We start from the raw sequence: 15,325 nt of genomic DNA, 5'->3' as shown, positions 1-15,325 counted from the left end.
AAACATAAAAAATAATTGATTAAATTTTAGGCAATTACTTGAAAAGCTGAATCTCTCCGCCTTGTTCTGCGTACATCATAAGGTTGGCGATGTTTACGCTTCTGTCACATGAACGCTCTAGTTTTCTGAGCGTTCCAAGCACTTTGACATAATCGACCGACAGCTCTTTTTCTTCTATGACTTTGCTAAGAAGCTCTTTTTCCAAAACAGCAAACAAATCATCATTGATGCTCTCTTCAACAAGAACTTTTCTGTAGCTGTCCTCATAGCTGCATGCGTGCAGGTCGCCAAAGCACTCAAGGATGTATTTAAGGGCATTGAGACTGCTTTTATGTAGCAGAATTATGCTTGACTTAAACTCTTCAAGATTGCACTGGCTATGCAAGTGTTCGTTCATGCGGCGTGCATACTTCTTGATATTGTCGCCGATGCCAACAAGTTCGTTTGTCATCTTTAAAAAAGCGATGAGGAAACGAAGCTCATTTGCCTCCGGTCCAAAAAGAGCAAATGCTTTGATGATTTCATTATCAACTTCATCCGCTTTCATCCCTATTTTGCTTAAAATAGTCTCTGCTTCTTTGAATTTTGTAAAGTCCAAAGTTTTAAATGCCTCAAGTGCAAGTTCATTTGCCGTTACGATATCTGCTAAGATAAGTGAGAGTTTTGTTTTGATGTTACTTACTTTTTCATGATATTTTGATCCCATGTTTTCTTTCCTTTAATTTATTTCATAAATTTTCTGTGTTGTTATCAACCGAATTTTCCGGTTATATACTCTTCTGTAAGCTTTTCTCGTGGCGTAACAAAAAGCTCTTCCGTGCGTCCGAGTTCTATAAGTTCGCCTAAGTACATAAAGCCTGTATAGTCGCTCACACGTGCAGCTTGTTGCATGTTGTGCGTAACGATGATGATAGAAACCCTTTCTCTAAGCTGTACAATCAGCTCTTCGATACCGCCTGTCGAGATAGGGTCGAGTGCGGAAGTCGGTTCATCAAAAAGGAGCACTTCTGGCTCTACGGCAACGGCTCTGGCGATGCAAAGTCTTTGCTGTTGTCCGCCTGAGAGTCCGTTTGCATCATGGGTAAGTCTGTCTTTGACCTCATTCCAAATCGCTGCATCTTGCAGTGCTTTTTCTACTCTGTCTTTAAGTTCGGTTTTGTTTTTAAGTCCTTGAAGTCTCAGACCATAGGCAACATTGTCAAAGATACTCATTGGAAAAGCAGTCGGTTTTTGAAAAATCATCCCGATTTGGATTCTTAAGCGTATCAAATCCTCTTTTGGAAGCAGGATATTTCTCTCTTTAAAGAGAATCTCGCCTTCATATTTGTTACCGGGATAGAGGTCGTGCATGCGGTTAAAGCTTCTAAGCAGTGTTGTCTTTCCGCATCCTGAAGGTCCGATAAGTGCTGTGATGCTGTTTTTTGCTACGGGCATATCAAGTTTTTTTACACTCGGCACATCTGCCCCGGCGTAGGTAAACTCAAAATTTTTTACCTCAAGTGCTTTTTCTTCCGTTATTTCTACGATAGTCGCCATTATTTAACCTTTTTCTTTAATAAAATCAATCTTCCGAGTATGTTGATTGCTAAAATGAACATACTCAAGATAAACGCTGCCGCCCATCCAAGTTTTTGCCAATCTTCATAAGGGCTTGTCGCATAGTTGTACATAGTTACCGTAAGTGAAGCCACAGGCTGCATCATATCCATGTTTAAGAAGTTGTCATTAAACGATGTAAACAGCAGCGGTGCAGTCTCTCCGCCCACACGTGCAACGGCAAGAAGAATCCCAGTAAGAATACCTGCTTTTGCTCCACGGTAAACGACTTGCAAAATTACCTTATATTTTGGCGCTCCAAGGGCGAATGCGGCCTCTCTGAGAGTAGATGGCACAAGTTGGAGCATATCGTCTGTTGTTCTTAGGACGATAGGGAGCATGATGATAGTAAGAGCGATAGAGCCGGCCCATCCGCTGAAATGCCCCATCGGTGCAACAACAATCGCATATACAAATGCCCCGATAACAATACTTGGTGCGCTCATCATAATGTCTGAGATATCACGAATCATCTCGCCTATTTTTGATTTTTGGCTGTACTCGCTAAGGTAAGTTCCCGCCAAGACACCAAGCGGAACACCAAACATGGAAGCATAAAAAACTAACATGAGCTGCCCGACAAGTGCATGTTTAAGTCCGCCGCTGCCGCTTCCCGGAGGTGTTCCCTCTGTCGTGAAAATCGTAAGAGTGAGCGCATCAACACCGTTGATAATCAAAACACCCAAAATCCAAAACAAAAATCCAATCCCGACAACGGCAGAAGCAGTTGAGAGAACCATAACGACTTGACTTGTAAAAATTCTTTTTTGCGTATGTGTCATTGTCCTACCCTTTTTCTACGTAAAAAATAGAATTTTGCGATTGAGATGATTACAAAACTCACAACAAGAAGTATAAGTGCCAACTCAAAAAGCGATGAGTAGTAAAGGTCGCTGTCTGCTTCGGCAAACTCATTTGCAAGTGCAACGGGAATAGAAGTTGCAGGTTCTGTAAGATTTGTTGAAATTTTATGGACATTTCCCATAACAAACGTAACTGCCATTGTTTCACCGATAGCACGTCCAAGTGCTAGGATAAACGAACCTATGATTCCGGATTTTGCGTAGGGGATGACAACATCTTTAATGACATCCCATTTTGTCGCTCCGAGCGCATAAGCAGACTCTTTTAGGATGTCGGGTGTCGTGTTCATAGCATCACGAGTGACTGCCGCCATAAAAGGAAGTATCATGATTGAGAGTACGATTCCGGCGGTAAGCATACTGATACCAACGCCGCCAAATACATCGCGGATGATAGGCACAAAGTAAAAAAGCCCCCACATACCGTAGATGACAGAAGGAATGGCAGCAAGAAGTTCTATGGAGATACCTACCGGAGTTTTAAGCTTTGCGTGTGCTATCTCGCTTAAAAAAATTGCGATACCCATTGCCACGGGAACAGCCAAAACCATGGCTAAAAAAGTGGATACAACAGAGCCGTAGATGGCAGGAAGCGCACCAAATTTTTCTAGGTTTGGTGCCCATTTGTCCTCAAGAATAAAGTCAAATCCAAATGCTTGGAGCGACTCTAGCGAGTGTTCAAATAGTACCGTAAATATCCATGCCAAAAGCAACAAAACCCCAAAAGCTATAGCTCTTGTGGCATTTGCAAAGATTGTATCGATGATATTTTTCAATGATGCTCCTATGTATAAATTTCGCAATTCTAATTTTTTATGATTACAAAAAGATTACAAAGGCTATAATATCCGCAAAAGGAGCCGCATGAAAGAGCAACGAGAATCAAAATCTGACAGAAGAAAAGCCGACAGAGACAGAAGAGAAAACGCAAAGGATGGCAAAGTGCGTATTTGGGTCAAAGAGGAGACGCTTCTTTATGAAGAGGAGCTTAAAAAACTTCAAATTGAGCTTTTAAAGTTCCAAAATCATGTCAAAGAGAAGGGGTTGAAAGTTTTAATGATTTTTGAGGGACGTGATGCAGCCGGAAAAGGCGGAACGATTAAGCGAATTACAGAGCATCTTAACCCAAGAGGGGCAAGGGTTGTAGCACTTCCAAGACCGAGTGATCAGGAGATGACGCAATGGTACTTTCAGCGCTATACTATGCATTTGCCAAGTGCAGGAGAGATAGTTCTTTTTGACAGAAGTTGGTACAACAGAGCGATGGTTGAGCCTGTTATGGGTTTTTGTACCCAAAGACAACAGAGTAAATTTCTCAAAGATGCGCCGCTCTTTGAGAGGATGCTTGTGGAAGAAGATATCAAAATCTTTAAATTTTACTTCTCGGTCACCAAAGAGGAGCAGGCAAGAAGGTTTGCAAAAAGAGAGCAAGACCCGCTCAAACAGTATAAACTCTCTCCGGTTGACCTCAAAGCGCAGGAGCTTTGGGATGAGTACGCATTGGCAAAATATATGATGCTCAGTGCGACACATACCGAAGTGGCACCGTGGACGGTTATCAAAAGCGACAGCAAGAAAAAGGCACGGCTAAACACCATCAAACATATCTTGAACTTTGTTGACTATCCGAACAAGATAGATGCAAGCAAGATAGAGGTGAACAAAGATGTCGTCATTTTTGGAAGAGATGAGGCTATTGCCATGGAGAGCCACTTTAAATTTACATCTAAAGGGGAGTAGTGCTGTAATCATTTCGTAATACGGAGCAACTACAATTTCGGCAACATTCAACAAAAGGAAAACAAATGTTAAAGAAATTAGCTCTGGCTACATTGGTTGCTGCTGCGTCGATTACATCATCGTTTGCGGCTGATAAGATAAGTGGAGCAGGTGCATCGTTTCCTGCACCTGTGTATTATGACTGGGCATTTAATTATAAAAACGACACACAAAATGTTGTTAATTATCAGTCTATCGGTTCAGGCGGCGGTATTAAGCAGATTGCCAGCAGAACAGTTAATTTTGGTGCGACAGATGAAGCATTGGCACCATTGAAGCTTGCAAAAGATAACTTGTTCCAATTCCCTGCTGTTATCGGTTCTATCGTTGTAGCGTTTAATGTGGATGGCATCAAAGATGCTACTTTAAAACTTAAAAACGAAGTTGTTGCAGATATCTTTGCAGGAAAAATCACTACTTGGAACGACCCTGCTATCGCAGCTGACAACCAAGGAATCAAACTTCCAAACCAAAAAATTATCGTTGTTCACCGTTCGGACGGTTCAGGAACTACATTTAACTTTACATACTATCTAACGCAAGCTTCTAAAAACTGGAAAGAGAAGTTTGGAACAGGTAAGGCTATAGACTGGGCAACAGGTATCGGCGGTAAAGGTAACGAGGGTGTAGCAAGTCTTATCAAAGAGACTCCAAACTCTATTGGTTATATCGAAAACGCATATAAAGAGAAGAACAACCTAAGCGCTGCCGTGCTTCAAACTGCAAGCGGTAAGTGGGTTAGCGCAACAGAAGAGAACTTCAAGGCTGCCGCAAAGTATGCAACTTGGACAAAAGAGAAACACTTTCACTCTGTTTTAGCACTTCAAGCGGGTGATACATCGTACCCAATCGTTGCGGCAACATTTATTTTGCTTCCAAGAGAAGGCGGCGAGATGAACAAAAAAGTAACTGCTTTTTATGATTACGCATTCAAAAAAGGTGACGAAGCTGCTAAGAAGTTAGGATACATTCCGCTTCCTGAAGAGACTAAAAATATGATTAGAGAGTATTGGGCAGCCAACCTCAAATAATCATTCAAAAAGACATATTTCTCTCCTAAGAAATTCTCCTCCAAAGCCCTTGTATGCGAAAGTATGCAGGGGCTTTTTCGTTATAAAAGCTCATTTTTTAGACACTTTTTGTAATCCTTTCGTAATCTAATCATTTTATACTTCCCTCACAAAAAAACAAGGGATTAACACAATGAAAAAAATCGTTCTATCGACAATCGCTGCTTTGGCAGTGAGCGCAACGGCTTTAAGTGCTGCACAGCAGTTTTATGTAGATGAAAAAGGGCAGGTGTTTACTACTTCGGCACCCGATCGTATCGCTATCGAAAACAAAGAGAGTTCGGTTCTTTCTAAAGCAAAAAGTTTAGAGTTTAGCGGTGTACATTATTTTGGTTATACATCTGCAAATCCGCAGACAACTGCACCTACTGCAGATGCAGATGCTAAAGTTACTGTTCCTGTTGGAATAGATACAGCCGCTTATGCTGCTCGTTCAAGCGGATTTGAGCTTAGAAGAAACTATGTTCAGGTAAAAGGTTTCTTTAATGATAAAGATTACTGGCGTGTAACACTGGATGCAACAAAAGAGTTGGCATCATCAAAAAGCTATGCCGATGTATTTGTAAAATATGCATATTTATATTTGGACGGCATTCTTCCATATACTGGAGTTGAGTTTGGTATCGCACACCGCCCATGGATTGACTATGAAGAGCATAACGGCTGGTACTATCGCTCATTCAACAAAGTTGTAGTTGAAGAAAAAGGAACAGCAACGGAAGCGGGTGTTGACCTTGTAAACTCATCTGACCTTGGTGCAAACTTTAAAACAAAAACGGAGAACTTCTCTTCTGAAATCGGTATATTTAACGGTGAAGGTTACCATGCAGATAAAAAAGCTGCAAACCAAGAGAATGACTCTAAAATGTCTATTGAATGGCGTTTAACCGGTCACTTGCTTGGAAGTGGTAAAAAAGTAGGCAAACAAGACCGTACAAAAGATACTTATGCACACCTTTCAACTTTCGGTTTGATTTCTCATAACCATAAAGACGACACTGTTGCTCAAGATGCGGCAGGCGAATACGATAGAACATTCTACGGCATCCATGCAGTATATAACCAGCCGATGTTCTTGCTGGCAGCACAATATATAACCGCAGAAGATAAAGCAAGAAACACTGTTATAACAGACGGTAAAGAGTATGATGTTATGTCAATAAATGCTGAATTCAGACCAATTAAAGATTGGACGGTTATCGGTAGATATGATGACTATACAATCGATAAAGTTGCTAAAAACAACGGTGGAACTTCTGTTTCGGCGGATGGCACAAAAGTTATTGCAGGTTTGGCATACAAGTATAACAAATATGTAACTTTAATTGGTTCTGCTAAGTTTGTTGATGAAGAAAAAGCAAATGGCGGTGACACTGGACAATCAAAAGACGTTTATATGCTTACAACAGAAGTAAAATGGTAATTCTCTAAAACAAAGTAAATTTTTCTCTCTCCCCCTTTCCTCTCTTAAATAAAGCCCTTCTTTGGGCTTTATATTCTCTTTCTTTTATTTTTTAAATTCATTTTGTTTACGTAATTAACACCATTTTAGATAAAATAGCAACAATTTTTATGTCGGAATTATTGGAGAAGCAGATGGATGCAGCGAAGTATATTTGGATGAATGGAAAGTTTGTGGCTTGGGATGATGCAAAGGTGCATGTTCTCTCACATACTATTCATTATGGAAACGGCGTTATTGAGGGTACAAAAGCATATAAAACCGAAAAAGGGTATGCTATTTTTCGTCTCAATGACCACACAAAAAGACTTAAAGAGTCTGCAAAGATGACGCTCCTCAACATCCCTTACAGCGTTGAAGAGATGAATGAGGCGCAGTTAGAGCTTCTAAGAAGAAATGAGTTTACGGGTGACAATGTTTACATCCGTCCATTTGCATTTTTGGGTTACGGCGTTATGGGAGTTTATCACAAAAATGCACCTGTTGAGACGGTTATGTCTGCGTGGGAGTGGGGTGCTTACCTTGGCGAAGAGGGTATGAAAAAAGGGATTAAACTCAAAATCGTCTCTATGACAAGACCCGCAAACACATCAAATATGGGCAAAGCAAAAGCGACTGCAAACTACCTAAACTCTCAAATGGCGAAGTATGAGGCGATTGATTGTGGCTATGAAGAGGCACTTTTGCTTGACGATCAGGGTTATGTCGCAGAAGCTTCGGGTGCAAGCTTTTTTATGGTTAAAAACGGCGTGCTTATCACTCCGCCAAACGATAACTCGCTTGAATCTATCACGCAAAAAACAGTAATCGAACTTGCAACCGACATGGGCATCCAAGTGGAGCGCCGCCGCATAAGCAGAGAAGAGGTTTATATCGCCGATGAGGCGTTTTTGACGGGAACAGCGGCAGAAATCACTCCTGTGCGCCATGTGGACGGCAGAGATATAGGATGCGGAGCGCGCGGCGAGATGACAGAGAAACTACAGAGCAAATATTTTGATGTAGTTTTTGGCAGAGATAAAAAGTACGAGCACTATTTAAGTTACATCAACTAAAAAACCGAGGAAATAAAAATGAAGGAAAACATAACAATGGCTTCAGATATGAATGACTATTTTAACAAAAAGAAGAGCCAGAGTGAAGGTTTCGAGAAAAAGTCTAGCGGCGGAGGCGGTGGAGGAAACACACCTCAGATGCCAAAGATAGATTTTAATTTCGGTGGCTCAAAAGCAGGAATTACCTATTTTCTTATCGCTATCGTGTTAGTGCTTGTTTTGGCAAAACCTTTTACTATCATTGAAGAGGGTGAGCGAGGTATTTTAAGTACAAACGGAAAGTACTCCGATCAGGCACTTTTGCCGGGGCTTCATTTTATTTTGCCTGTGATTCAAAAAGTCTATATCGTTGATACAAAAGTACGTATTATCAACTATGCTTCAAGCATAGAGGCAGGCGGGGGCAGTGTGGCTTCTGGTATCAACGCAAAACCTGCTATCACCGTTCTTGACAAGCGCGGACTTCCGGTTGCCATTGAGCTTACTGTTCAGTATAGATTAAACGCACAGTATGCAGCGCAAACTATCTCTAACTGGGGATTTAGCTGGGAAGATAAAATTATCAATCCTGTTGCAAGAGATATCGTTCGCAATATCGTCGGAAAGTATGATGCAGAAAATCTTCCTCAGATGAGAAATACGATAGCAACAGAGATAGAGACAGGTATCAGAGAAAGCGTTGCAAGTTTAGAAAATGCGCCGGCTGATTTGCAGTCTATCCAGCTTAGAGAGATTGTGCTTCCTCCAAAAGTAAAAGAGCAGATAGAAAATGTCCAAATTGCAAAACAACAAGTTCAAAAAGCGGAACAAGATGTTCAGCGAGCAGAACAAGAAGCACTCAGACGTGCAGCAGAATCAAGAGGTATCGCCGAAAAAGCAAGGATTGAGGCGCAAGGTTTGGCAGATGCCGTAACTATCGAAGCAGAAGCAAGAGCAAAAGCAAATAACCTTATCTCAAAATCTTTAACCTCAGATCTTTTAAAGCTGGAGCAGATTCAAATCCAAGGCAAATTTAACGAAGCACTCAGAGAAAACAAAGATGCGAAAATTTTCCTAACACCCGGCGGTTCAACGCCAAATATCTGGGTGGATATGAAAGATGCGAAACAAAAAACTACTTCCGTAGCCGAGTAGAGTTATGCAAGAGATTCTAAAAAAGATAGACTGGCAAAAGATAGAGCTTTTGCCGGTTATCGTTCAGGATGTGACAAGCAACGAAGTGTTGATGATGGCATATATGGATAAAGAGGCACTTGAGCTGTCTCTTAAGACCAGAATGGCACACTACTTCTCCCGTTCTAAACAGCGCATCTGGAAAAAGGGCGAGAGCAGCGGACACATCCAAGAAATTCACTCTTTTAACATAGATTGCGATAGCGACACTCTTCTTATCAAAGTTACACAGCATGGCGTTGCATGTCACACCGGACGACCGTCTTGTTTTTTTACGGAGCTTGAGAGCGGAGCGATAGAGAGTGAAGTTCAGATTAGCAGTGAAGCACTTTATGGCGTCATCGACACACTCTACCACACCATACAAGAGCGCAAAAATGCCGACCCGACTACTTCATGGACTGCAAAACTTCTCTCTAAAGGCGACAATACGATTTTGAAAAAAGTTGTAGAAGAGGCAGGTGAATTTAGTTTTGCGTGTAAAGATAATGATGCGCAGGAGATTATCTACGAAGCAGCGGACTTGACTTATCACGTTCTTGTAGCACTTGCCGCAAAAAATATCTCTCCGGATAGAGTCAAACAAGAGCTTGCCCGTAGATTTGGCATGAGCGGAATCGCTGAGAAAAACGCAAGAGATGCTTAAGTAGCTATGCAGACGGTGAGCGAATTTATCAAAAATCTTATCATTTATGATTACATTCTTTTTGGAAGTTTGCTCACTCTTTTTCTTCTTTTTATCATTTTAGGTATTGTTTTTCGTCACAAACTTGGTCTTGCTCTCTTTTTTATCTTTTTTGCTTTTTCTCTGCTTCTGGGCGGTGCGACTTTTGGCTATATGGCGATGCATGACTACCTCTTTAAAAATGAAACAACACTCCTCAGTCAAAAAAAACTCTCCTTTACGCAAGCAGCAGTTGTTTACGGAACGGTTAAAAACCTCTCAAGCAAAGATTTTAAAAGCTGTAAGGTGAGCGCAACAGCCTATAGTGTGAGCGGTAATGCACTTAAAGATTATGTTAGAAAATTAAAACCTATCGCCAAAATGTCGATAGTTGAAGAGAATATCCATATAGGTGAAGAGCGGGAGATAAAGATAATTATAGACCCTTTTACCTATGGCGGAGATTATAATGTAACATTGGGGGCAGATTGCAGATGATTACACTTTTTAATGTCTGGCACTATATAGCATTTGGCATCGGGTTTCTTGTCTTTGTGGGGGGGGTAGTGTTAGCGCTGAAACAAGAGAAGCGCAACATGCTCTTTTCTATCCTTTTTTCTATTGTTCTTGTGACTGTTGTAATGTCGGGACTTTCAATAGCAGTTGTTGACAAATATACCAAAGAGGCAAAGCTTTATAGGCTTGAGAATAAAAGAAATTTAAACACTGAGCAGATTAGTTTTAGCGGTGTTGTTAAAAATGAAGGAGATTATGAGATAGGTGAAGTTACATTTGAGATAAAACTTGTAAATCAAGGGCTGTCTGCGGATAATATCAAAGCAGGTTCACTCTATAGCCCGACAGGGTTTATGAGTTTTTTTGGTTTGACATCAGAGGGCAGTTCTAAAAAAGATAACAAACCGCAGCAAGTCACGCATAAATTTGTAGTAGCAAAAAATCTTAAACCTGGGCAGTCAGAGCAGTTTATAGTCTATTTTGACTATCCTCCCTATTTTAAGAGCGTTTTACACTTTGCAAAAGTGTATGCACATTAAGGTGTCCTTAATACTTAAGCCCTAATGGTTTTAATACCGCATTTATACCTTTTATCTGGCTGTTTTTATCGCGGCACCACTGAGGGGCTAAAAGCGAACTGTCGTTGATACCTGCGGTTACCCTTTGCACGCTCACACTTTTTGGTTTCATAATTATCGCCTTTGCAAGTGTATCAAGATATTGTTCTTCGCTTATAGGAGTAAATTCTCCTCTTATAAAATCATTTGCCAAAGCAGTCTTTTTTACAACATAAAGAGGGTGATATTTTACAGAATCAACTCCCCACGCATATGCCTCCTTGGCAGTATGAAGCATCATCTCTTGTGTCTCATCGGGAAGACCAAAGATAAGATGCCCGCAGACATTTAAACCGCTTTGTTTCGCTCTTAAAATCCATTCTTTTACATTTGCACTGTCGTGTCCACGGTTTATCTTCTGAAGTGTTGTGTCATAGACAGACTGGATGCCAAACTCTATCCATATCTCTTTTGTTTTTGCAAGTTCTGAGAGATACTCTAAAGTCTGTTTTGTGATACTATCAGAGCGTGTACCGATACTAAGCCCGACCACATCGTCAAACGAGAGAGCTCTTTCATAGAGCGCTTTGAGTGTCTCAAAGGGGGCGTAGGTGTTGGTAAAAGATTGAAAATAGACGATAAACTTTTTTGCTCCATACTCATCTCGCTGTCTTTTGCTGATGGCTTGAAACTGTATCTCAAGTTGTAGAAGCTGTTTTTCAAGATTTGGATTTGTTTTGGAAGTTAGGTTGAGGTGAAACCCTTTTAGCTCTTGCACTTGATTTGTGCTTGCGCTAAAAGAGTCGTTTTCGCAAAATGTGCATCCGCCTTTAGCAACTGTTCCGTCTATATTTGGGCAGGTAAAACCTGAGATATTGATGCCCACTTTATAGACTTTGCAACCAAACTTATCTTTTAAGTAGCTGCCAAAGGTGTAGATTTGCTCCATTAAACTATGTATTTTCCTGTAAAACAAGCAGTACAGTAGTTTTCTTCCGTAGTGTTTACGCTTCTAAGAAGTGATGCCTCATCAAGGTAAGCGAGCGAATCAGCCTCTATAAACTTGCAGATATCGTCTTGGCTCATATTTGCTGCGATGAGCTTATCTTTGTTTGGCGTATCGACACCGTAAAAACATGGGTCGGTTGTCGGCGGAGAAGAGACCCTCATGTGAACCTCTTTTGCTCCTGCCTCTTTAAGCATTCTAACGATTCTCTTAGATGTTGTGCCACGCACGATTGAGTCATCTACAACGATAACTTTTTTACCTTTGATAACATCAATCATCGGGGAGAGCTTCATTTTTACTTTTAGGTCTCGCATCTCTTGTGTCGGTTCGATGAAAGTACGCCCGATATAGTGGTTACGCATAATTCCCATCTCATAAGGAATGCCGCTCTCTTGCGCATATCCGATAGCTGCAGGTACGCCGCCATCTGGCACAGGGATAACTATGTCTGCTTCAACCGGCTTGATGCGTGCGAGCTCCATTCCCATCTTTTTTCTTGTCTGATAAACACTTTGTCCAAAAACTCTTGAGTCGGGACGTGCAAAATAGACATATTCAAAAATACAGTGTTTTGGAGTCGGTTCAAAAACTTGGATACTCTCAGGCTCTTTCTCTTCATCAAAAATAAGAAGCTCACCCGGCTTGACATCTCGTATAAACGTTGCTCCTACAAGGTCAAATGCACATGTTTCACTAGCAACAATATAACCGCCGCTTGGAAGTTTGCCGAGGCTTAGAGGGCGAAAACCATGACGGTCTCGCATAGCAAACATCTTTGTTCTGCTCAAAAACACAAGCGAGAAAGCACCCTCAATTTTACCGACAGCATCAATGATCCTGTCAAGAAGTTTTCTCTGTTCGCTCTTTGCTATAAGATGGATAAGGTTTTCCGTATCCATAAAAGTTTGAAAAATCGCACCTTTGTCGATTAGTTTGTTTCTAATCTCTTCTGCATTTGTGAGGTTTCCGTTATGAACAATCGCCATCTCACCTAAGTCATATCTTGCAAAAACAGGTTGTGCATCAAGGATGGAGTCATCCCCCGCCGTGGAGTAGCGAGTATGCCCGATAGCGCTTGAGCCTCTTAGTGTTTCGAGTTTTTTCTCATCAAAAACACGCATAACCAAACCGCGTTTTTTGATAGTTTGGAGTTTTGTTCCGTTTGAAGAGCTGATTCCTGCCGCTTCTTGACCACGATGCTGTAGTGCGTGAAGAGAAAAATAGGCAAGCTTAGAAGCCTCTTTGTTTCCATAAATCCCTACAACGGCGCACTTTTCATTCACATCTTCTCGCACTTTTTTCTCCTTGAGAATAATTGGTCGAATTATACTCAAACCAAATTAAAATCTGACTTTGGTTAAATTCCTAAACAATCACCGATGGAGTATAAACCGGCATCTTTGTTCACAAGCCAAGATGCGGCTCTGATGGCACCCTTGCTAAAGGTGTTTCTTGAAGTTGCAGTGTGGTTAAGCTCTACAAACTCGCCGTTATTGTAAAAACCTACAGTGTGGCGTCCGACTATGTCTCCGCCCCGAAGTGCCATTACGGCAATCTCATCCGCACTTCTTTCGCCGATGTTGCCATCACGTCCGCTTATGCGCACTTTATCAAGTGACAATCCCCTGCCGGCGGCAGCTGATTCGCCAAGTGTGAGTGCCGTACCGCTAGGAGCATCTTTTTTATGACGGTGATGCATCTCAACTATCTCTATATCAAACCCTTCAAGTGCCGCTGCTGCTTGATGGACAAGTTTGTTAAGAAGTGCTACACCCAAAGACATATTTGTAGCATAAAGAATCGGCATATTTTCACTTGCCTGTTTTAAGAGATTGAGCTGATGCGCATTTAGCCCTGTTGTGCCAATAACTAGAGGTTTTGGAGTATCAAGAACTGCTTCAAGCATGACCTCGGTTGCTTCAGGGAGTGAGAAGTCAATTACGATATCACACGCGTGAAGAAATGACTTTATGTCTGTAGTAACCAAAACAGAAGGGTCGATAGAAAAATCAAGACTGTTTCTTACATAAACCGTACTAAGACTTATACCTTCTGTTGTTTTGAGATCATCCAAAAGAAGTTTTCCAACTCTGCCATTCGCTCCAAAAACACCAACTTTTATCATATTTTCCCCTTCAATGATTTAACAATTCATCAACATAAGCGATAGCTTGAAGTGCAGCAACTGCACCGTCACCCGCCGCACAAACAACTTGTTTTGGAGCAGCAATACGCATATCCCCTGCCGCAAAAAGACCTTTTACGGAAGTTTTCATGCTGATGTCAACAACGACCTCTCCGTTTTTGTTCATCTCGCACAAAAAGCTTCCATCCTCTTGGATGAGTGTTTGGTTGTTTATGTCATTCCCGACAAATGTAAAGACCCCCGGGACTTTGATGTCACGAATCCCGCCTTTACTATCTTCCACAAGAATTCCCGCAACACCCATGTTGTCGCCGTAAACCTCTTTTGGTTTTGAGTTTAGGATAATTTCGATATTTTGTGTTTTTTTCACACGCTCTACCGTATTTGGAGCGGCACGAAATGTGTCTCGTCTATGGATGAGATAGACTTTTGAGCAGAGTTTTGCAAGATAGAGAGCCTCTTCAAGCGCAGTGTCGCCGCCGCCTACAACCGCAACTTCTTTGCCCTTGTAAAAAAATCCGTCACATGTGGCGCACGTACTTACGCCTCTTCCAAAAAGCTCATCTTCGCCCGCAAAACCTGCACGTCTAGGAGAAGAGCCTGTGCAAACGATAACGCTGTGTGCCTCGCTTAGGGTGCCGTCTTCTTTATGTATTTTGAAGATATCGCCCTCTTTGCTTATGCGCGTTACGGTAATCATGTCATGCTTTAGTCCAAATTTTTGGCACTGTGCGGGCCATGGTATCATCAAATCCATTCCGCTAATCTCACCCGTAACCCCAGGATAGTTCTCTATCTCCGAGCTTTGTGTTATCTGCCCGCCGGGCATACCTTTTTCAAACATAACAACATTGCCAAGTCCCCCACGTGTCGCATAAAGTCCGGCAGTCAGTCCCGCAGGTCCTCCGCCGATAATTGCGCAATCAAGTATCATAATATTTCCTCTTACAAATCTATAGCAGATAACTCATTCAAATTATCGAGTTTGCGTATCATACTATCTTGTTTATAAATCTGCTCTTTCGTTTTTTTGATAAGAAAAATAGATGGGGATTCGTAGATGTTAAAGCGTTGGATAAAGCCAAGAGATGTCTTGGTTCCAGATCTTAAAAAGATTGTATTTTGCGTATTTTCAAACGCTTCGTTGTAGTAGTCGATGGCTATGATTTTGTGATTTAGTTTTGTCTGGGAGAGGAGTTTTGGAACTTCTCTCTCTTTGGAAGAGTAAAAAACAACAATATAGACGTCTTCGTTTGGTATAAAAATATCTCTTTGTTCATAAAAAACAAACTCTTTAAAGTCTATAAATTTGTACTCTGAAAATTTGTAGTTGAAATAAGCAAATGCAGCAGCAACCATCGCTGCGCCAAAGAAAGAGGCTAGAAGAGTGGAGAGTGAAAAGAGACTTTTGCCTCTTGGACTCACCGCATCACTC

The 15,325-nt window shown here is 41.4% G+C and carries 17 protein-coding genes; 8 read left to right on the top strand and 9 right to left on the bottom strand.

From position 1 onward, the window contains the following. Window positions 1–34: 34 nt before the first annotated feature. The 4 genes from PHY84_RS03125 to pstC are packed head-to-tail and all read right to left on the bottom strand — an operon-like array spanning window position 35 to window position 3,235. A complete protein-coding gene (locus tag PHY84_RS03125) occupies window positions 35–706 on the bottom strand; it encodes a PhoU domain-containing protein (protein WP_299857637.1) in 672 nt (223 codons plus the stop codon). Window positions 707–750: 44 nt separating this feature from the next. After that, on the bottom strand, window positions 751–1,536 hold the full coding sequence (pstB, locus tag PHY84_RS03120) for a phosphate ABC transporter ATP-binding protein PstB (RefSeq protein WP_299857634.1): 786 nt from the start codon (window positions 1,534–1,536) through the stop codon (window positions 751–753). Then, the gene (pstA, locus tag PHY84_RS03115) at window positions 1,536–2,378 is read right to left on the bottom strand and encodes a phosphate ABC transporter permease PstA (RefSeq protein ID WP_299857632.1); all 843 of its coding nucleotides are present in this window, start codon (window positions 2,376–2,378) and stop codon (window positions 1,536–1,538) included. The genes pstB and pstA overlap by 1 nt, the downstream gene beginning before the upstream one ends. Beyond that, complete coding sequence (pstC, locus tag PHY84_RS03110; RefSeq protein WP_299857630.1) at window positions 2,375–3,235, bottom strand: phosphate ABC transporter permease subunit PstC; 861 nt, start codon at window positions 3,233–3,235, stop codon at window positions 2,375–2,377. Before pstC ends, pstA begins: the two co-directional genes overlap by 4 nt. A gap of 88 nt (window positions 3,236–3,323) precedes the next feature. Here pstC and ppk2 point away from each other — a divergent pair, with 88 nt between their 5' ends. The 8 genes from ppk2 (at window position 3,324) to PHY84_RS03070 (ending at window position 10,717) form a co-directional block, all read left to right on the top strand. Then, window positions 3,324–4,199, top strand: a complete 876-nt coding sequence (ppk2, locus tag PHY84_RS03105) for a polyphosphate kinase 2 (RefSeq protein ID WP_299857628.1) — start codon at window positions 3,324–3,326, stop codon at window positions 4,197–4,199. Between the two features lie 65 nt (window positions 4,200–4,264). Continuing rightward, window positions 4,265–5,269, top strand: coding sequence for a phosphate ABC transporter substrate-binding protein PstS (gene pstS / locus PHY84_RS03100; RefSeq protein WP_299857626.1), 1,005 nt, complete (start codon window positions 4,265–4,267; stop codon window positions 5,267–5,269). 172 nt (window positions 5,270–5,441) lie between these two features. Beyond that, complete coding sequence (locus PHY84_RS03095) at window positions 5,442–6,731, top strand: hypothetical protein (RefSeq protein WP_299857624.1); 1,290 nt, start codon at window positions 5,442–5,444, stop codon at window positions 6,729–6,731. 173 nt (window positions 6,732–6,904) lie between these two features. Then, window positions 6,905–7,825: a branched-chain amino acid transaminase gene (locus PHY84_RS03090; protein WP_299857672.1), complete on the top strand. Its 921-nt coding sequence runs from the start codon at window positions 6,905–6,907 to the stop codon at window positions 7,823–7,825. A 36-nt stretch (window positions 7,826–7,861) separates the two neighbouring features. Next, complete coding sequence (locus tag PHY84_RS03085; RefSeq protein ID WP_299857670.1) at window positions 7,862–8,959, top strand: prohibitin family protein; 1,098 nt, start codon at window positions 7,862–7,864, stop codon at window positions 8,957–8,959. Between the two features lie 4 nt (window positions 8,960–8,963). Continuing rightward, the gene (hisIE, locus tag PHY84_RS03080) at window positions 8,964–9,644 is read left to right on the top strand and encodes a bifunctional phosphoribosyl-AMP cyclohydrolase/phosphoribosyl-ATP diphosphatase HisIE (protein ID WP_299857622.1); all 681 of its coding nucleotides are present in this window, start codon (window positions 8,964–8,966) and stop codon (window positions 9,642–9,644) included. Window positions 9,645–9,650: 6 nt separating this feature from the next. Continuing rightward, a complete protein-coding gene (locus tag PHY84_RS03075) occupies window positions 9,651–10,160 on the top strand; it encodes a DUF2393 domain-containing protein (RefSeq protein WP_299857620.1) in 510 nt (169 codons plus the stop codon). Next, complete coding sequence (locus PHY84_RS03070) at window positions 10,157–10,717, top strand: DUF2393 family protein (RefSeq protein WP_299857618.1); 561 nt, start codon at window positions 10,157–10,159, stop codon at window positions 10,715–10,717. The genes PHY84_RS03075 and PHY84_RS03070 overlap by 4 nt, the downstream gene beginning before the upstream one ends. A 7-nt stretch (window positions 10,718–10,724) precedes the next feature. On the opposite strand, the gene PHY84_RS03065 is transcribed toward PHY84_RS03070, so the two are convergent. The 5 genes from PHY84_RS03065 to PHY84_RS03045 form a co-directional block, all read right to left on the bottom strand. Next, window positions 10,725–11,684, bottom strand: coding sequence for a TIGR01212 family radical SAM protein (locus PHY84_RS03065; RefSeq protein WP_299857616.1), 960 nt, complete (start codon window positions 11,682–11,684; stop codon window positions 10,725–10,727). Then, window positions 11,684–13,039, bottom strand: coding sequence for an amidophosphoribosyltransferase (purF, locus tag PHY84_RS03060; RefSeq protein WP_299857614.1), 1,356 nt, complete (start codon window positions 13,037–13,039; stop codon window positions 11,684–11,686). The genes PHY84_RS03065 and purF overlap by 1 nt, the downstream gene beginning before the upstream one ends. A gap of 62 nt (window positions 13,040–13,101) precedes the next feature. Beyond that, window positions 13,102–13,869 carry a 4-hydroxy-tetrahydrodipicolinate reductase gene (gene dapB / locus PHY84_RS03055; protein ID WP_299857612.1) on the bottom strand — a complete coding sequence of 256 codons (768 nt, stop codon included), beginning with the start codon at window positions 13,867–13,869 and terminating at the stop codon, window positions 13,102–13,104. 10 nt (window positions 13,870–13,879) lie between these two features. After that, window positions 13,880–14,821 carry a thioredoxin-disulfide reductase gene (trxB, locus tag PHY84_RS03050; protein WP_299857668.1) on the bottom strand — a complete coding sequence of 314 codons (942 nt, stop codon included), beginning with the start codon at window positions 14,819–14,821 and terminating at the stop codon, window positions 13,880–13,882. A 14-nt stretch (window positions 14,822–14,835) separates the two neighbouring features. Continuing rightward, window positions 14,836–15,315: a hypothetical protein gene (locus tag PHY84_RS03045; RefSeq protein ID WP_299857610.1), complete on the bottom strand. Its 480-nt coding sequence runs from the start codon at window positions 15,313–15,315 to the stop codon at window positions 14,836–14,838. Window positions 15,316–15,325 lie beyond the last annotated feature (10 nt).

The organism is Sulfurimonas sp. (assembly GCF_028694605.1).
In the GTDB taxonomy this organism is placed as follows: Bacteria; Campylobacterota; Campylobacteria; order Campylobacterales; family Sulfurimonadaceae; genus Sulfurimonas.
The sequence above is the reverse complement of the archived record's forward strand: the minus strand, read 5'-3'. Positions and strand labels throughout refer to the sequence as shown.